The organism is Streptomyces galbus (assembly GCF_005280195.1).
In the GTDB taxonomy this organism is placed as follows: Bacteria; Actinomycetota; Actinomycetes; order Streptomycetales; family Streptomycetaceae; genus Streptomyces; species Streptomyces galbus.
This window is the reverse complement of record NZ_SZPR01000027.1, coordinates 71,097-88,082: the sequence shown is the minus strand read 5'-3', so window position 1 is coordinate 88,082 and position 16,986 is coordinate 71,097. Positions and strand designations below refer to the sequence as shown.

At 69.7% G+C, this 16,986-nt stretch carries 15 protein-coding genes and 1 pseudogene; 13 read left to right on the top strand and 3 right to left on the bottom strand.

Annotated elements, in window-relative coordinates; translation table 11 throughout:
- Positions 1 to 67: 67 nt before the first annotated feature.
- The 8 genes from E4U92_RS29855 to E4U92_RS29815 all read left to right on the top strand — a co-directional run bounded on the left by E4U92_RS29855 (position 68) and on the right by E4U92_RS29815 (position 11,608).
- A complete protein-coding gene (locus E4U92_RS29855; RefSeq protein ID WP_137303547.1) occupies positions 68 to 2,182 on the top strand; it encodes a penicillin acylase family protein in 2,115 nt (704 codons plus the stop codon).
- Positions 2,163 to 2,813: a GNAT family N-acetyltransferase gene (locus E4U92_RS29850; RefSeq protein ID WP_137303546.1), complete on the top strand. Its 651-nt coding sequence runs from the start codon at positions 2,163 to 2,165 to the stop codon at positions 2,811 to 2,813. The genes E4U92_RS29855 and E4U92_RS29850 overlap by 20 nt, the downstream gene beginning before the upstream one ends.
- Positions 2,810 to 3,277: a cupin domain-containing protein gene (locus E4U92_RS29845; RefSeq protein ID WP_137303545.1), complete on the top strand. Its 468-nt coding sequence runs from the start codon at positions 2,810 to 2,812 to the stop codon at positions 3,275 to 3,277. The genes E4U92_RS29850 and E4U92_RS29845 overlap by 4 nt, the downstream gene beginning before the upstream one ends.
- Before the next feature lie 281 nt (positions 3,278 to 3,558).
- Positions 3,559 to 5,382: a copper resistance CopC/CopD family protein gene (locus E4U92_RS29840; RefSeq protein ID WP_137303603.1), complete on the top strand. Its 1,824-nt coding sequence runs from the start codon at positions 3,559 to 3,561 to the stop codon at positions 5,380 to 5,382.
- A 221-nt stretch (positions 5,383 to 5,603) separates the two neighbouring features.
- Positions 5,604 to 6,542 (top strand): SRPBCC family protein, encoded by a 939-nt coding sequence (locus E4U92_RS29835; RefSeq protein ID WP_137303544.1) that lies wholly within the window; start codon positions 5,604 to 5,606, stop codon positions 6,540 to 6,542.
- Positions 6,539 to 7,711 carry a zinc-dependent alcohol dehydrogenase gene (locus E4U92_RS29830; RefSeq protein ID WP_137303543.1) on the top strand — a complete coding sequence of 391 codons (1,173 nt, stop codon included), beginning with the start codon at positions 6,539 to 6,541 and terminating at the stop codon, positions 7,709 to 7,711. Before E4U92_RS29835 ends, E4U92_RS29830 begins: the two co-directional genes overlap by 4 nt.
- Positions 7,712 to 7,822: 111 nt before the next feature.
- Complete coding sequence (locus E4U92_RS29825; RefSeq protein ID WP_268253528.1) at positions 7,823 to 8,254, top strand: DUF5958 family protein; 432 nt, start codon at positions 7,823 to 7,825, stop codon at positions 8,252 to 8,254.
- 1,170 nt (positions 8,255 to 9,424) lie between these two features.
- Entirely contained in the window at positions 9,425 to 11,608 is a 2,184-nt protein-coding gene (locus tag E4U92_RS29815) for an AAA family ATPase (protein ID WP_168725220.1), read from the top strand.
- A 376-nt stretch (positions 11,609 to 11,984) separates the two neighbouring features.
- Here E4U92_RS29815 and E4U92_RS29810 read toward each other — a convergent pair whose 3' ends face one another.
- The 3 genes from E4U92_RS29810 to E4U92_RS29800 are packed head-to-tail and all read right to left on the bottom strand — an operon-like array spanning position 11,985 to position 13,244.
- Complete coding sequence (locus tag E4U92_RS29810; RefSeq protein ID WP_137303541.1) at positions 11,985 to 12,368, bottom strand: hypothetical protein; 384 nt, start codon at positions 12,366 to 12,368, stop codon at positions 11,985 to 11,987.
- Positions 12,362 to 12,790, bottom strand: coding sequence for an ATP-binding protein (locus E4U92_RS29805; RefSeq protein ID WP_137303540.1), 429 nt, complete (start codon positions 12,788 to 12,790; stop codon positions 12,362 to 12,364). The genes E4U92_RS29810 and E4U92_RS29805 overlap by 7 nt, the downstream gene beginning before the upstream one ends.
- A gap of 46 nt (positions 12,791 to 12,836) precedes the next feature.
- The gene (locus E4U92_RS29800; protein WP_137303601.1) at positions 12,837 to 13,244 is read right to left on the bottom strand and encodes an NUDIX hydrolase; all 408 of its coding nucleotides are present in this window, start codon (positions 13,242 to 13,244) and stop codon (positions 12,837 to 12,839) included.
- A gap of 110 nt (positions 13,245 to 13,354) precedes the next feature.
- On the opposite strand from E4U92_RS29800, the gene E4U92_RS29795 reads away from it, so the two are divergent.
- From E4U92_RS29795 to E4U92_RS29775, 5 genes and pseudogenes are all read left to right on the top strand, one after another.
- On the top strand, positions 13,355 to 14,143 hold the full coding sequence (locus E4U92_RS29795) for a GntR family transcriptional regulator (RefSeq protein ID WP_137303539.1): 789 nt from the start codon (positions 13,355 to 13,357) through the stop codon (positions 14,141 to 14,143).
- 170 nt (positions 14,144 to 14,313) lie between these two features.
- Positions 14,314 to 14,678: pseudogene (locus tag E4U92_RS29790) on the top strand (SCO3933 family regulatory protein).
- A complete protein-coding gene (locus E4U92_RS29785; RefSeq protein ID WP_137303538.1) occupies positions 14,678 to 16,060 on the top strand; it encodes an FtsK/SpoIIIE domain-containing protein in 1,383 nt (460 codons plus the stop codon). Before E4U92_RS29790 ends, E4U92_RS29785 begins: the two are co-directional and overlap by 1 nt.
- 83 nt (positions 16,061 to 16,143) lie before the next feature.
- Positions 16,144 to 16,770: a DUF2637 domain-containing protein gene (locus E4U92_RS29780; protein ID WP_137303537.1), complete on the top strand. Its 627-nt coding sequence runs from the start codon at positions 16,144 to 16,146 to the stop codon at positions 16,768 to 16,770.
- Positions 16,771 to 16,781: 11 nt separating this feature from the next.
- On the top strand, positions 16,782 to 16,973 hold the full coding sequence (locus tag E4U92_RS29775) for a mobile element transfer protein (protein ID WP_137303536.1): 192 nt from the start codon (positions 16,782 to 16,784) through the stop codon (positions 16,971 to 16,973).
- Positions 16,974 to 16,986 lie beyond the last annotated feature (13 nt).

Below are 16,986 nucleotides of genomic sequence, written 5' to 3'. Positions count from 1 at the left end.
CGATCTCTCCGCTCTTACTTAGGTGAGGCTAACCTAAAGCTCCTGACCGGCACAGAGAGGCTGCACGGTGACGACCGAGATCTACCGGGACGCCTGGGGCGTCCCGCACCTGCGCGCCTGCGACCCGTTCGCCCTCGCCCGGGCCCAGGGCCTGGTCACCGCCCGCGACCGGGCCTGGCAGCTCGAGGTCGAGCGGCACCGCGCGCAGGGCACCTCGGCGTCGTTCCTCGGCCCCGGCGCCCTCGCCTGGGACGTGTTCGCGCGCCGCGCCCGCCTGGAGGACACCGCCCGCCGCTGCCACGCCGCGCTCGCCGAGCGCGACCCCGAGACGGCCGCGTGGGTGGGGGCGTACGTCGACGGCGTCAACGAGGGCCTCGCCGGCGCCGGGGAGGGTTCCTTCCCGGGCGCCGCCCCCGAGTTCGCCCGCGTCGGCCTCGCCCCCGGCCGCTGGGAACCCTGGACCCCGCTCGCCGTGTGGCTGTCCACCCACATCCTGTTCGCCGGTTTCCCCGCCAAGCTCTGGCGCGAGGAGGCGGTGCGCCACCTCGGCCCCGAGGCGGTCGGCCTGTTCGCCACCGACGGCCCCGGCACCGCCGGCAGCAACGGCTGGCTGATCGCCGGCGAGCGCACGGTCACCGGGCACGCGCTCCTGGCGGGCGACCCGCACCGCTTCGTCGAGGACCCCGGCGTCTACCAGCAGATCCGCCTGGCCTGCGACGAGTTCGACGTGGTCGGCCTCGCCGTGCCCGGCGTCCCCGGCATCGCCCACTTCGGCCACACCGGCACGGTCGCCTGGGCCATCACCAACGCCATGGCCGACTACCAGGACCTCTACCGCGAACGCCTGCGCCGCACCGGCGCCGGCGTCGAGGCCCTCGGCCCGGACGGACTCTGGCACCGGGCCGCCCGGCACACCGAACCGGTCCACGTGGCCGGGGAGGACACCGTCGAGGTGGAGGTCCTGGAGACCGGCCGGGGCCCGGTGATCGCGGGCGGCCCGGAAGGACTCGACGACGGCACCCCGCTGGCCGTCAGCCTGCGGTACCCGCCGCGCGTCACCGGCGACCTCGGCTTCGGCGCCCTGCTGCCGCTGCTGCGGGCCCGCCGGGTCGCCGACGTGGACCGCGCCGTGGACGCCTGGGCCGAGCCCGTCAACGTCGTCCAGGCCGCCGACACCGAGGGCGGTGTCCTGCACCGGGTCGCCGGCCGTGTCCCGGTCCGCGCCGCGGCCGACCGGCTGCGGGTCGTGCCCGCCTGGGAGCCCGGCCACGAGTGGACCGGCTGGCACACCGCGCCGCGGGCCGGCCTGACCGACGGCGTCGCCGTGATGGCCAACCAGCGGGGCGTGGCCGCCCCCCTGGGCGTCGAGTTCGCCCCGCCGCACCGCGCCGACCGCATCCGCGCCCTCCTCGACGAGCGCCGCACCTGGTCCGCCGCGGACATGCCGGCCATCCACACGGACACCCACCTCGCCTCCGCCGCGGCCCTGCTGGACCGCCTCGCCGCCCTGGACGGCCTGACCGGCCCGGCCGCCGCGCTGCGCGAGCGCCTGCTGCGCTGGGACCGCCGTATGGACGCCGACAGCGAGGACGCGGCGGCCTACGCGCAGGTGCGCGGCGCGGTCGTACGCCACCTGGCCGCCCACCCCGCCTTCGCCGCGCTGACGACCCCGCCCGCCTACCCCGAGGTGCTGCTGCCCTGGCTGGCGCTGGTGCCGCGGATCGGGTACGCGCTGGAACACCTGCTGCGCGCCGAGGAGCTGTACGGCGTCGACCGTCCGGCGCTGGTACGCGCGGCGCTGGAGGAGACGGCGCACGCGCGCGCGGGCCGCCCCCCGGCCCGCTGGGGCGACACCCACCGCCTCGCCGCCTGGCGCGCCCTGCCCGGGCCGGAGGAGAGGACGGGGGCGCCCGCCCTCTCCGGCGACCACGACTGCGTGCTGTGCACCTCGGCCGTGCCCGGGCTGACCGACCTGGCCGCCCGCGGCCCCGCCGCCCGCTACGTCTGGGACCTCGCCCGGCGCGAGGACAGCCGCTGGGTCGTCCCGCACGGCGCACACGGCACCCCCGGCCACCCCCACCACCACGACCAGCTCCCCCTGTGGCTGCAGGGCGAGCTCGTCCCGGTCGTCACCGACTGGGCCCACCTGGAGAAGGAGAGCGATGCACCTGCCCGCCGATGAGGCCGCCCCCGCCGACAGCAGCGGCGAAGCCCCCGCACCGGCCCCCGCTCCCGTGCACGAGCAGCACCTCCCCGGCCTCGGCACGCTCCGGCTGCGCCCCCTGGACGCCGACCGCGACGCGCCCGTCGTGCACGGCTGGGTCAGCGAGGAACGCGCCGTGTTCTGGGGCATGACCGGCCTGACGGTCGACGAGGTCAGGGAGATCTACGCCCACCTGGCCGGCCTCGACACCCACCACGCCTACCTGGCCGAGCTGGACGGCGCCCCCGTGGCGCTGCTGCAGACCTACGAGCCCGCCGAGGACCGGGTCGGCACGTGCTACCCCGTCGAGCCCGGCGACATCGGCGCCCACGTGCTGCTGGCCCCCGCCTCCGAGGGGCCCGCCCGGCCCGGCTGGTCGGGGGCGCTGCTCGGCGCGTTCGCCCGGTACGTGCTGCTCGGCCTGGACCGGCGCCGGGTGGTCGTCGACCCGGACGTGCGCAACGACCGGGCCCTCGCCCGCTTCGCGCGGCTCGGCTTCGAGGCCGGACCGGTCGTCACCCTCCCCGAGGTCGACCTGCCCGACGTGTACCTGCCCGAGAAGCGCGCCCAACTGGCCTTCCTGCGGCGCGAGGTAGCCTTCCCGGGGTGACCCCGGACGAGCTGATCGCGCACTACGGCCTGGAGCCGATCCCCCGCGAGGGCGGCCTGTTCCGCCGTACCTGGGCGGGCCCCGAGGGACCCGACGGCCGCCCGGCGGGAACGGCGATCCTCGCCCTCCTCACCCCCGGCGACCACTCGGCCCTGCACCGCCTGCCGACCGACGAGACCTGGCACTTCTACCTCGGCGACCCGCTGGAGCTGCTGCTCCTCGCCCCGGACGGCACCTCCCGCACGGCCGTGCTCGGCCCCGACGTGCTGGGCGGCCAGGCGGTCCAGCTCACCGTCCCCGCCCACACCTGGATGGGCGGACGCACCCGGGGCGCCTGGACCCTGTTCGGCTGCACGATGGCCCCCGGCTTCACCTACGCGGACTACGAGCACGGCGACCGGGCCGACCTGACGGCGCGTTACCCGCACGAGGCGGCCCGGATCGCGGAACTCTGCCGCCCATGACCCTGCTCACGGGCCAGGTGGCCCGAGGGCCTGTCCGACCCTTCGCGTCCGCCGCGCGCCGCCGTGCACGCACCCCCGCCGCACCGGCCCTGCCCCGAGGGCGGTGTGCCGGGCGGGATGAGCACAGCGGAGCCTGGGTCCGTACGTAAGCGGGAGGCCGGACCCGAGGGCGGGGAGACGACGTGGGCGCAGAACGCGAGGCGAACGTGGGAGAGGGCCACGCGGCAGCACACCGGGACGCACCGACCGGCGTGCTCCGCAGACGGCTCCGGGCGCTGACGCTGCTCCTGGGCACGTTCCTGCTCCTGCTGCTCCTGCCGGGCGCGAACCCGGCGTCGGCCCACGCCGCGCTGCGCGCCACCGGCCCCGCCGACGGCAGCGTCGTCCCGACCGCCCCGCGCAGCGTCACCCTCACCTTCACCGAGTCGGTCGGCCTCCTCGACGACTCCTTCCGCGTGCTGGACCCCAGCGGCCACCGGGTCGCCACGGGCGACGCCGAGCACGCCGGGGGACACGCGGACACCGCGCGCATCAGCCTGCCGGCCGGCCTGGACAGGGGGACGTTCACCGTGGCCTGGCGGGTGGTGTCGGCGGACAGCCACCCCGTGTCGGGCGCGTTCACCTTCTCGGTGGGCGCCCCCTCGGCGACGGCGGCCCCGGTGCCGACGGGCCCGACCGAGGACCCGCTCACCGGATTCCTGTACGGCACCGCCCGCGGTGCGGCCTACCTCGCCGCCGCGCTGCTCATCGGCACCGCCGCCTTCGTCGCCGTGTGCCGTCCGACGCGGGCACGGCCGTTGCGGGGCCTGCTCCGCACGGGCGGCTGGGGCCTGGCCGGCGCGACGGTCCTGCTCCTCGTCCTGCGGGCCCCCTACGAGACCGGCGACGCCCCGTCCGCCGCCCTCGACCCGGACGCGCTCGGCCGCACCCTCACCGGCCGGCCGGGCTGGGCGCTGCTCGCCCGCCTCGTCCTCCTGGCCGCGTCCGCCCTCCTGCTGACCCGCGCGGCCCGGCGCGACCGCCCCTCCCGCACCCACCTGGCCCTCGGCACCGTCCTCGCCGTCGGCCTCGCGCTGACCTGGGCGGCGGCGGAACACGCCTCGGCGGGCATCCAGGTACCGCTGGCGATGACGTCCGCGGTCGTGCACCTGCTGGCGATGGCGGCCTGGCTGGGCGGCCTCACCGCCCTGCTGGTGCTGCTGCGCCACGCCACACCCCCGCTCACCACGGTCACCCGCTTCTCCCGCCTGGCGAAACTCAGCGTCACCGCCCTGGTCGTCACCGGCGTCTACCAGTCCTGGCGCGGCCTGGGCACCCTCGCCGCCCTCACGGACACGTCCTACGGCCGCCTCCTGCTGGCCAAGCTGGCCGCGGTGACGGCCCTGCTGACGGCGGCCGACTGGTCGCGGCGCTGGGTGGCGGAACGGGCCGGCGCCGCGGCGCCCGCGGAGCGGACGACGGAACTGCGCGTGCCGGAACGGGTCGGGGCGTCGCCGACCGCGACCCCGGCCGCGGGCGGCCCGGCCGGGCGGCCGACGCTGGGCGACGACGCTCCCGACGGCCGCACGGAGCGCCTCCCCGCGGGCGGCACGGCCCGCCCCGAGCCGCCGCACGACGGCGCCGCGCACCGCCGGGCCCTGCGCCGGTCGGTGCTGGTGGAGGTGCTGGTGGCGGCGGTCGTCCTCGCCCTGACGACGGTCCTGACGGGCACGCTGCCCGGCCGGGCGGAGGCCGAGGCGGAGGCCACCCGGCAGGCCGCGGCCCTGCCGGCGACCTCGGTGGTGATGGCCCCGTTCAGCGTGGCCGGCCACCGCGGCACGGTCCAGGTCACCCTCGACCCGGCCCGTACCGGAGACAACGCCGTGGAGGCGGTGGTCTACGGCGCCGACGGCGGCCTGGCCGCGGTCCCCGAACTCCGCATCGCCTTCGCCTTCCCCGCCCAGGACATCGGCCCCCTGAACGCCGACGTCACGGACCGGGGCGGCTACTGGGCCACGAACGCGGTCAACCTCCCGCTCGCCGGCACGTGGACGATGAAGGTGACGGTACGGGTGTCGGAGGTGGACCAGGTGACGGTGGAGAGGCCGGTGCGGGTGGCCCGGTGAGGGCGATCACCGCGGCAGCGGCGTGAGCCGCCCCCGGAACACCGCGGCGGCGTGCCGCCCCCACGCTCGCGCTCCCTCCGACCGACCGAAGCCCTGAGCGAGCTGTCGAGGATTGCATCCGGCCCAGGCGGAAACTCCGCCGTTGTCCGCGACGCACCTTTCCGCACCTACGGAGCCGAGCGGCACGCCGTCCGTCCACCGCACCGCACGTGGGGAGCACCATGACGACAGACACCCGCTCCACCCCCCGCCTCCGGCACGATCCGCTCGTCCGCGGCCTCGGCTGGGCCAGCGCGCTCCTGGGCGTGCCCCAGGTCGTCGCCCCGGCGGGCTTCGCCCGGGCCCTGGGCGTGGGCGACGCCGCCCGGCAGCGCTCGGCCACGACCGCCGTCGGCGTGCGCGAGCTGACGGCGGCGGCCGGGCTGCTGGGACGGCCGCACCCCGCCTGGCTCTGGAGCCGCGTCGGCGGCGACCTCATGGACCTGACGATGCTGGCCCGGGCCCTGAAGAACCACGACGGCCGGGGCCTCGGCCGCACCGTGGCCGCGACCGCCGCGGTCACCGCCCTCACGGCCACGGACGTCTACGCGGCCGTGACCCGCACCCGTAGGAGCACACCGATGGAACTGACCGCGACCACCACCGTCGCCCAGCCCCCGGACAAGGTCTACGCCCTCTGGAAGGACCTGGAGCGACTGCCCGACTTCATGGCGCACCTGGACGAGGTGCGGGTGACCGGCCCCCGCACCAGCCACTGGCGGGCCGAGGCGCCGTTCGGCAAGACGGTCGAATGGGACGCCGAGACCACCGAGGACGTACCGGGCCAGCGGATCGCCTGGCGGTCGGTGGAGGGCGCCGACATCGACAACTCCGGCGAGGTCCGCTTCACGCCCGCCCCCGGCGACCGGGGCACGGAGATCAGGGTGACGTTGCGTTACGACCTGCCCGGCGGGGCCGTGGGCAAGGCCGCGGCGCGCTACTTCGGCGAGGAACCGCACCAGCAGCTCGACGACGACCTGCGCCGCTTCAAGCAGATCGCGGAGATCGGCGAGATCACCCGCTCCGAGGGCGCACCCAGCGGCAAGCGGGCCCGCGGGGAGTTCCCGCAGCACCCGGCCCAGCCGCTGACCGAGGACGAACTGAAGGAGGCCCTGGCATGAAGGCGAACTGCTGGACCGGACGCAACTCGGTCGAGGTGCTCGACGTCCCCGACCCGTCGATCCTGAGCAGCCGCGACGCCATCGTGAAGGTCACCTCCACGGCCATCTGCGGCTCTGACCTCCACCTGGTCGACGGCTACGTGCCGACCATGCAGAAGGGCGACATCCTGGGCCACGAGTTCATGGGCGAGGTCGTGGAGGTCGGCCCCGGCGTCAACCCCAAACTGCGCGTCGGCGACCGGGTCGTCGTGCCGTTCCCCATCGCGTGCGGCGTCTGCGCGCCCTGCCGGGCCCAGCTGTACTCGTGCTGCGAGAACACCAACCCCAACGCCGGCATCTCGGAGAAGCTCTTCGGCCACCCCACCGCCGGCATCTACGGCTACTCCCACCTCACCGGCGGCTTCGCCGGAGGCCAGGCCGAGTACGCCCGCGTGGTGCTCGCCGACGCCAACGTGCTGAAGGTCGACTCGGACCTCACCGACGAGCAGGTGCTGTTCCTGTCGGACATCCTGCCGACCGGGTACATGGGCGCCGAGATGTGCGACATCCAGGGCGGCGACGTCGTCGCCGTCTGGGGCGCGGGCCCGGTCGGCCAGTTCGCCATGGACAGCGCCCGGGTCCTCGGCGCGGAGAAGGTCATCGCGATCGACAAGGAGCCCTACCGGCTCGACATGGCCGCGTCCCAGGGCTACGACACCATCAACTTCGAGGACACCGACGTACGGTCGGCCCTGCTCGAACTCACCGGCGGCCGCGGCCCGGACAAGTGCATCGACGCGGTCGGCCTGGAGGCCACGCACGGCGCCGCCCACGTGCACCTCTACGACCGCGCCAAGCAGGCGGTCCGCTCCGAGACCGACCGCCCGCACGCCCTGCGCCAGGCCATCACGTCCTGCCGCAGCGGCGGCGTGGTGTCGGTCATCGGCGTCTACGGCGGCATGATCGACAAGTTCCCGGCGGGCGCCTGGATGAACAGGTCCCTGACCCTGCGCACCGGCCAGTGCCACGTGCACAAGTACATGAAGCCGCTGCTGGGCCTGATCGAACAGGGCAAGCTCGACCCGACCCGGATCATCACCCACCGCCTGCCCCTGACCGAGGCCCCGAAGGGTTTCGACCTGTTCAAGAACAAGAAGGACCACTGCGAGAAGGTCGTCCTGACCCCGTGAGCACCACGCCGGGGGCCCGACCACGATGGGCGGGCCCTCGGCGGTTCGGTGCCGTCACGGACGGCGGTAGGCGGCGGGATCGGTCCGGGGTACTGGCGGGGGCGGCCGTGCATGATCGGCCGGTCTGCACCATGGGGGTGGAAGGCTCTGTTGTACGCGCACGAGGTGGTCCTGAACGAACTCGCACAAGGACGCAGACCTGTGGAACAGGGCGTCGAGTGGTTCGAAGAGCTCTCAGAGGGGGACCGACGCGAAGTCCTGCGCGCACTGGTGCTGTTCTGCGGACAGGCCGGCACCTGCGAGGAGGACGTGCCGGAAAGCATCGCGCGCTCCGGCATCCGTCCCACCCACACCCCGGCGGTAATGCTCACGAAGGGGCGCTTCGGGATGGAAGCACTTCCGGCCAACGAGCTGACCAAGTCCTTCCGCCTGCTCGTCGCCCTCTTCACCGTCGCCGACACTCGCAGACGGACGCTGCACTGCGCCGGCGGATGTGACCACTCGTGGCACAACCTGCCGGATCCGCCGGACACCGCACCATGAGATGCCCATGTCGTCGGCCAGCGAAGCGGTTCGCATGCGCGCCCGGTACCTGCATGTGACGGGAGCCATCTCTCAAGACGGAAAGTGAGACGGACAACGCCGAAGGGCCCCACCGCGAACGGTGGGGCCCTTCGACATCGTGCCCGGTGAGGCACTGGCGGAGGATACGAGATTCGAACTCGTGAGGGGTTGCCCCCAACACGCTTTCCAACTGTGTTGGTCGTCCCGGGGACCTCGGACGGGGTCGTTCACCTGCGTTCATCGGCGAGCGGTCGTGAGAGCGGCTACCGGCCTCGGTCCCGTCTGAACGACCGTGAACGGCGCTGAATGAGACGGAAACTGAGACGGACGGTGGGCCTGGTCTCGCTAGCATCTTCGCTGTTGGAGTGGATGTCATAGCTCTGGTCCGTAAGGGATCACGATGGGTTGTTGTCGACGGTACGGCCTATCGCTGGCGGCTGCGTGGCAGGTCGACGTACTTCCAGGGCCTGGCCTGGTCGCCGTGCACGTTCACGGTCAAGCATGCGGACACGCCGGGCATGACGCTCGTGATCACCACCGACCAGCCGCATCTGAGCAACTGGATCGGTCGTGAGGCTGAGACTGTACGGCCTCCAGCGTTGCTGCGGCTGTTCGGCTCGCCCTGCGCATGGGGTGGACTCCGACGGCTCCGAGATCCGCGTTCCACCTCGACCGGTCCGCCGGCTTCACGCCCTCCCACTGAAGAGAGCCCGGGAATCGCCGGTGCCTGGACCTGAGCCGACGACAGTCAGCTACCGCGATGGGTACGTCGAGCGATCAGGCGCGCGTGTGTCTCGCTGCACCCCCACAGGCCTCAGCCACGCCGTCCGTGTGTCCGTCAGCCAGAGCAAGCGCAACGGCCGGTCCGTTACGACGGCGCGGACACTCTCAGCTTGGGAACACGCCCGCTACCAGGGGTGGCCGGATAAGGGTCTCCAACGTGCTTGGTCCTGGGACGCGGACTCTCCCTCAACCAGGACGCTGGCACGCATGGCGGCATGCGACGGCGTTCAGCAGACCAAACCAGAGCCTGGCACTCGCCACAAAGCGAATGTTGGCTGAAGCTCGGACAAGGGCAAGAGCCAGCGACTATCCTCCCTGGCTAGGGACGTCAGAGTGACGGGCGACAGGGGGCAGTGCATAATGCGCGTGGCAACTTTGCAGGGTATTCGTTTCCGCAGCCTTCGCGATGCAACTCTGGAAGATTGCGGAAACCTTAACGTTCTCATTGGAAAAAATAACTCCGGAAAGTCGAATCTGCTTTCAGCGATTAGACTATTCTTTGACTTTTTCCAGACAAGTGGCGCGGTTGCAACTATCTCCCCTGAAATCTCTCGACAGACTGATTGGCACGCCAAGGATTCGACAGAATCGATCGAACTTAGAGTCACTCTAGAGCTGTCGAATGATGAGCTACAAAGCCTCGTCGAATCGATTTCCGCTGAGATGCCCCAGGTGCGTAATGCGCTATCCGGAGACAAGCTCGGAAATTTGGTCACGGTAGTTTTGAGTTTCCTTCGCACAGAAATGCAAGTCGGCTATATTTCGCGCATTTCCTTCGGGGGTGATGATGGCGTCGAAGAGACTGTAATCTTTGCTGTGAGCCCAGAAAGCGCATTGGATATTGCCAATAACTTCTCAAAGGCGAAGAACTATGCGCAAGAAAAGAACGCCCTTGAGCGAGTCCTGATTCGCTTTCCCGCAGAAGAATGGCGTATGATTTCGGAAAGGGCTAATAGTACGGCCTTTCTGCGTAGCGTTCTCGGCTCTGGCGCAGGGGATTCTACGGAACTTAGACGCATTGGTCGAATGATTCAAGAGGCTACTTCATATAGTGAATTTGCCGACCAGTGCAGGGATCGCATCAATGGACTTGAGCAGCAACGCGAATTGGCAATGGCTGCTGAAATCTCCCACCCTGTGACCACCTTTTCCGGTGACTCGGCCACCGTCCCAGATTACGTTACAGACTTCGTGCGAAGAGTAGCCCATACGAGTGTGCATCATCTCTCGGAACAGAGAAAACCGATTGGTGAGGTGGAAGCAAGCCGGATTCTTAAGCTGAAGACTAGTCGCGGGCAAGGGTCCGTTTTGCAGGAGATCCAGCACGTCGTATCAAGCTTGCTTGGCGTTGAGATCGACGCCTTCAGCTCCGATACACCGTCTGCGCGTGCAGGCGCCTTGTCGGCAGAGCTGGATGTCGACGAGTTTCTAGTACAGGTTAATGGATCGGGAATTCGCGAAGCCCTGCGACTCATTCTTGATTACGAATTCGAACGCCCTGAGATACTCCTCGTCGAGGAACCTGAAGTGCACCTGCATCCTGCGCTCGAAACTGCGTTGATGCAGTATCTCAAGAATGTGAGTTTGCATTCTCAGGTATTCCTGACAACGCATTCAACCAACTTCCTCGATGTCGGCTCTCTTGAGAATGTTTACCTGATTCGAAAAGAAGCTGAGACAGTAGTCCAGCGGCTCGACGTTGCAGGTGCAGAGGAAGCGATTCCCGAGGAGCTGGGTCTGCGCCTTAGTTCGCTGTTCATGTTTGATCGCCTCGTGTTTGTCGAGGGGCCTTCGGACGAGCAACTTCTCCGCACGTTTGCGGACACCCTGAATGTGAATTTCGGGCAGGCTTCTCTCGGCTTCGTCACCACCGGTGGTGCTCGTAACTTCACTCATTACGCTACCGCTGCAACGCTTTCGTTCTTGCGGAAGCGAAACGTAAGGACAGTATTTGTTCTTGATCGCGATGAGCGAAATCTGAAGGATCTCGAAGATCTACAGAACAGGGTGGGTGGGGTTAGTGAAGTTCAACTACTACAGAGGAGAGAGCTAGAGAACTATCTCCTGAACCCGTCAGCCCTCTCCAGGTTCATCCAGAACAAGTCTAACGGTCTGAGTTCTCCTACTCCAGAGGAGGTAGAAGCTGCCATCAGTGAGGTATGTGACGAACTACTTCCGATAGCCATTGAACGCAGAATCCTGAAGCGTGTATGTCGCCCCGTAATTCCTGATCGCCGCCCTGTCATCGACCGAGGTGATCGGGGATTCGATGAGGCTCTGGAGGAGCAGCTAAAACTAGCGCTTGAGAAGATATCCGCACTTTCTTCCGAGGTCGAGAAGATTCGAGAAGAATGCACGGAGGAAGTTCAGGCGGATTGGGGATTGCGTAAATCCGAAATGGTCCCCGGTGATGATTTGCTTGACGGGGTATTTCAGCGATTCGGCTTGCGATTTAGCAAGCGTCAAGATGCGCTGCGTATCGCACAGGAAATGGAGAAAAGTGAAATTCCCGCAGAAATGGCAGAATTGGTGCGACGTCTCATCTCCTGAGTGAGATGGCGAACTGTAGCGGTTGGAGATACCCAGGTTGCTGGAGCGGCTTTGGGCTGGAGCTGCTTTGGCGCGAGTGATCATGGCCCCGTAAGCTTTCGGCGCGTCGGGCAGTCTGTGGACCTGCCCGGTGAAGCACGACGTTGGGGCCATGATCTTCGAGGCTCGCGCCAAAGTGGCTGCCTAAAGCCGTGGAGCCGACCGCCCCAGCCACGACGTACCCCTTCTCTCGCATCGGGTGCTGATTGCTTTGAGCGCGGCACGGGTGCCGGCCGGGCTGGAGCGGGGCGGAGACAGGAGCGCAGGCCCGGCCGGGGGCCGGGCCGCGCGCGGGGAGCGGAGCGAGCCGCCTTGAACCAGTAGAGAAAGTTGTAACTCAGTCGGACGCGCGAGGCGTGAAGTCGTGCGTGCAGGCTGGGAGTTCAGCTCCCTCGCGGTGCGCCATCGGCAGGAAGGTCACCGGTCGGATCGTCCACGTGATGCGGATGTCGTCGTGGCTGACTGACACGGTGCAGGGCTCGGACCGCAAGAGGGCTCGTCGTGTCTCGATGCGGCCCTCGTACAACCACTCCCACGCCTCGTCGGACGCGTCCGGGTCGAGAGCCGGTGAGATCGTGCGGAGTGTGACAGCCACCCATCGGTCTGCCTGGGGCGCCGAGTAGGCGTCGAAGGATGCCAGCAAGGCCGGCCGTCGCTGTTGGGTCAGGCCTTCTGTCCAGCACTCGCACCAGTAGCCACGGCGAAGCTCCTTCGTCAGCACGGGTGGCCTCCCTGCTGGGGGCCCGCGAACAGTTCCGCGGTGACCGTGTGGCCCTGGTCGCTGTCGTGGACGACGACCCGGTGGGCGAGGGCGCTGACCATGCCGAGGCCCCGGCCGTGCTCGGCCTCCTGGTCCTGGTGCTCGATCTTCGGAGCCGTCCTCGTCCCTCCGTCGTCCGTTACAGACACCGCAACCACCTGCGGTGTTACCGCTACGGCCAGATGAAATCCGCCGGCTTCCCGGCCGCTGGCCGTGTGAAGGATCGCGTTGGCGCTCAGCTCGCTGACGATCAACTCTGCGTCTTCGGCTAAAGGGGAGCCGCGGAGGATGTCTCGGGTCCAGCGACGGGCTCTGCTGACCTCTTCCGGGAAACCTGGGCAAGACAGTCCCCACACCCGGGCACTACTCGTATACTCGTGCATACAAGTTCCTTCATGCTGGTAGACCGCCATGTGCAGCGGGTTCGGACTAGACGAGTTTCACGCCGTCGTGGGCGCGGACGGCCGGCGGGGACGCCGCGTCGAGTGCGTCGAGGACGCGGATCGCGTACGCCTCGTCGGCGAGTTCGGCCACTTCTTCACGGGTGACCCAGCGCAGTGCGCGGGTCTCGTCGCCGGTGGTCGGAGTGCCGTCGGCCGCCTCGCAGCGGAAGACCAGCGAGACGATCAGGCCCTTCATGTTCTTGTACACGCCGGTGAGGGTCGCCGGAAGCGCGATCTTGATGCCGGTCTCTTCGAGGACCTCGCGCTGAAGGGCTTCGGGGATCGTCTCCTCGCGTTCGAGGATGCCGCCCGGAGGTTCCCAGTGGCCGTTGTCCCGGCGCTGGATCAAGAGGGCCCGGCCCTGGCCGTCGACGACGACCCCGGCCACGCTCACGGAGTGCGGGCGTTCTGTGCTCACGTTCCTCGGCCCTCTCGGATGGCTAGGCTCTCCACCGTAGCAACAAGCACTCCCCCACTCGTCTAGATACCTAAAGGAGTACACACGTGAGCCCTCTTTCTTCGGGCCTGCTCGGTGATCTCGACCCCACGAGCGATCGTGCGCTCTTCCGGCAGATCGCCGACCAGCTGCGTGAGGCCATCGACCGTGGGCGATTCCGGGAGGGCGAGAAGCTGCCCTCCGAGGCCGAGCTGGTCGACCACTACGGGGTCTCCCGCATGACCGTCCGCAACTCGTTCTCCATCCTCCAGGGGGAGGGCCTCGTCCACGCCGAGCACGGCAAGGGTGTGTTCGTCCGGCCCCGTCCACCCGTCCGGCGGCTTGCCTCGGACCGGTTCGCCTGGCGTCACCGGGAACAGGGGAAGTCCGCGTTCATCGTCGAGGCGGATGCGGCCGGCAGTCACCCCCAGGTCGACAGCCTCGAGGTGAAGGAAGAGAAGGCCAGTCAGGACATCTCCACGCGGCTCGGATCCGTGCGGCGGGTCCTCGCGCGTCGGCGCCGCTACCTCCTCGACGGACGGCCGGTCGAGTTCGCCACCTCCTACCTGCCGCTCGACATCGCCCGCGGCACCCCCATCGCCGAGCCCAACCCCGGTCCCGGCGGCATTTACGCCCGCCTCGAGGAACTGGGCCACCGCCTCGACCACTTCGAGGAAGAGATCCGCGCCCGGATGCCCTCGCCGGACGAGGTGCGCACGCTGCGGCTTGCTGCCGGCGTACCTGTGATTCACCTGATCCGAACTGCCTTCGACGGGGAGGGGCGGCCCGTAGAGGTCTGCGACACGGTCATGGCGGCGGACGCCTACGTCCTGTCGTACCAACTCCCGGCCACGTGAGCCGGTGAGGGCGGGCGGTGCGCGGGGACGCCTCCTCGAACTCGTACACCCCAACACGCTTACTCGTATAGACGAGTGGGTAAGTTGTGTGGCAAGGTGATCGTCGTGAGCCCGATAGATCGAGGTTCGCAGGTCGCTTCTTGTATAGACGAGTAGATAGGAATACGCCTATGCGCACCATCCGCGTGGAGACCTCCGCCGCGACGATCCTCCTCACCGAGGCGCCCGAGCCGAAGGTTCGCGACCGGCAGACCGGCAGACCGGCGAGATCGCCAAAGACGCTGTCAGCGGCGAGGCACTGATGACCATCGGCGTCGTGTACATCGAGGACGGCGAGTCCTCGCTCATCAAGGTCACCGTCCCGGAAGGCGGCGTCTCCGAGGGGCTGAACCTCGGTGCGCCGGTCTCGCTGCCGGGGCTGGTCGCCCGGCCCTGGGAGTCCGTGTTCAACGGTCAGCAGCGTCACGGGATCGCCTTCCGGGCCGCTGCCGTCACCCCGGCCGTCTTCCCGGCCGCTATGGGGGCCTCGGCCTGATGTCCGAACTCGCGACGCTTCTGGAGGTGGGTGGTCCCGTCGCCGCGCTCGGCGGTGGGGCCGCCTACACCCGGGCTAACCACCCGTCCCTGTACTGGTCCGCTGTCGGCGGGCCGATATCCACCGTCCGGCTGCTCAGCTCGTACGCCTCGGTCATGGAAGCCTGCGGCCTGACCGTCGCGCCGTCCCGGCTGCGCGTCCTCGCCGTCAAGGCCACTACCCGCCGGGAGGTGCGGCCCGTCCCGCCCCGGCGGGGCATCATCCGCCCCACGGCGACCGGCTTACGCCTCCGCCTCCGGCTTGCTCCCGGACAGGAACCCGCTGACGTCACCGCCTCGGCCGAACGGCTGCGGCACGCCTGGGGCGTCCACGCCGTGTACGTCTCCACCGTCAAGCCCGGTGTTGTCGAACTGCGGCTCGTCGGCTTCGACGTCCTGCGCAAGGTGCGGATGCCGCGCAAGACCGGGGGCGGGTTCCTCCAAGTGCCCGTCGCACTGCGGGAGGACGCCACGCCCTTCATCCGTGACTACCGGGCCGTTCCCCACCAACTCACGCTCGGCGCGACGCTGTCGGGCAAGTCCATGTACCTGCGCCACCTCGTCTCGGGCCTCGCCCCGCAGGACGTCGCCCTCGTCGGCGTCGACTGCAAGCGCGGGGTCGAGCTGGCCCCGTTCGCCTCCCGCCTCTCGGCACTGGCCACCGACCCGGACGAAGCCGCAGAGCTACTGCCCGTCCTGGTCAAGGAAATGGAGGACCGATACGACTTGATCAAGGCCAGGCAGGGCATCGCCCCCGGTACCCCGGACGAGGAGATCACCTCCGACATCTGGGGCTTGCCCGACAGTGAACGGCCCGTGCCCGTCGTCCTGTTCGTCGACGAGGTGGCCGAACTCTTCCTGACCGCCACCCGCAAGGACGAGGAACGGCGCGACGAGATGGTCACCCAGCTCATCCGCCTCGCCCAGCTCGGCCGCGCGGCCGGCATCTACCTCGAAGTCTGCGGGCAGCGCTTCGGTGCCGAACTCGGCAAGGGCGCGACCATGCTCCGAGCCCAGCTCACGGGCCGTGTCTGCCACCGCGTCAACGACGAAGCCTCGGCCAAGATGGCCCTGGGTGACATCGCGCCGGAAGCGGTCGTCGCCGCCTGCGCCATCCCTGCCGAACGCCCCGGCCTCGCCGTCGCGGGCGACACGTCCGGCGGCTGGTCCCGCATCCGCACCCCATGTCTCTCCCTCGGCGACGCCGCAGACGTCTGCCGGGAGACGGCCCACCTGGTGCCGGACCTTCCCGCACTGAAGCCGTTCCGGCCCTACGTGCCCGCTCCCTCGCACCCCGTCGAGCGGCCAGGGCCCGCCGTCCAGCCGCGCCCCCTCACCGACTGAGCCTCACTCCACCCCGGTCGGCGTGACCGTCTCGCGCCACGTCCCTACCCCTCCCATGCCTGCACCAGGAAGGAGACGCCTTTATGCGTGCCCAACTGGCCCGGGTCGACGCGGTGCTTGTCCAGGCGCTCATCGCCGCCGCGCTGTCCTTCGCGCACCTCCACGACGTCGCCGTGGCGGCCGGACAGGACGGCTGGAAAGCCTGGGCCTATCCCGTCTCGGTCGACCTGCTGCTTGTCGCCGCCTGGCGTCGACTGCGCTCGGGCTCCGCCAGAGGTGCCGCCTGGTGCTGGTTCGTCATCGCGCTCGCCGCGTCCCTCGGCGCGAACGTCGCCACGGCCGGCCTGCTCGACCTGGGCGACGTCCCGGCTTGGCTGCGCATCCTCGTCGCGGGCTGGCCCGCCGTCGCCTTCCTCGGCGGAACCCTCCTCGCCCACACCGAGCCCGAGCTGGCCGACGACGTCGAGGACATCGACGACCAGGAGGACGAGCCCGAAACGGCCCCCGAGCCGACAGCCCCGCCACCACCCGCCATCGAGGTCCCGCCTGACCGCCCGGCCGTCCCGGTCCCGGCCGCCCTCATCGACCACGCCCGCAAGGTCGCGGCCGAACACCGCACCCGAACCGGCACCCCCATGGACGTCACCACCCTGCGCGCCCGCCTCGGCGTCCCGGCGCCTATGGCCGAAGCCATCGCCGCCCACCTCTGAAGGGAGCCCTGATGACCGCCAACCGCCGCTTCCGCAACGTCACACGCATCGGCCCGGTGCAGGTCGGTTCGGCCTACGACCACCGCGGCCGCGAGAAGCACACCGCCGCCTGCACTGCCCCGCGCTGCAACTTCTCCGCCGACTACGACAGCCGTGCCGCCGCCGAGCTGGCCGCGCGCACCCACCGCTGCCCCGTCCGCTGAAAGGACCCCGTTC

Excerpts from the sequence above, each read along its gene's own strand:
- E4U92_RS29850 (WP_137303546.1), top strand. The coding sequence starts at position 2,163 with ATGCACCTGCCCGCCGATGAGGCCGCCCCCGCCGACAGCAGCGGCGAA.
- E4U92_RS29835 (WP_137303544.1), top strand. The coding sequence starts at position 5,604 with ATGACGACAGACACCCGCTCCACCCCCCGCCTCCGGCACGATCCGCTC.
- E4U92_RS29830 (WP_137303543.1), top strand. The coding sequence starts at position 6,539 with ATGAAGGCGAACTGCTGGACCGGACGCAACTCGGTCGAGGTGCTCGAC.
- E4U92_RS29825 (WP_268253528.1), top strand. The coding sequence starts at position 7,823 with ATGATCGGCCGGTCTGCACCATGGGGGTGGAAGGCTCTGTTGTACGCG.
- E4U92_RS29805 (WP_137303540.1), bottom strand. The coding sequence starts at position 12,790 with ATGCACGAGTATACGAGTAGTGCCCGGGTGTGGGGACTGTCTTGCCCA.
- E4U92_RS29785 (WP_137303538.1), top strand. The coding sequence starts at position 14,678 with ATGTCCGAACTCGCGACGCTTCTGGAGGTGGGTGGTCCCGTCGCCGCG.
- E4U92_RS29780 (WP_137303537.1), top strand. The coding sequence starts at position 16,144 with ATGCGTGCCCAACTGGCCCGGGTCGACGCGGTGCTTGTCCAGGCGCTC.
- E4U92_RS29775 (WP_137303536.1), top strand. The coding sequence starts at position 16,782 with ATGACCGCCAACCGCCGCTTCCGCAACGTCACACGCATCGGCCCGGTG.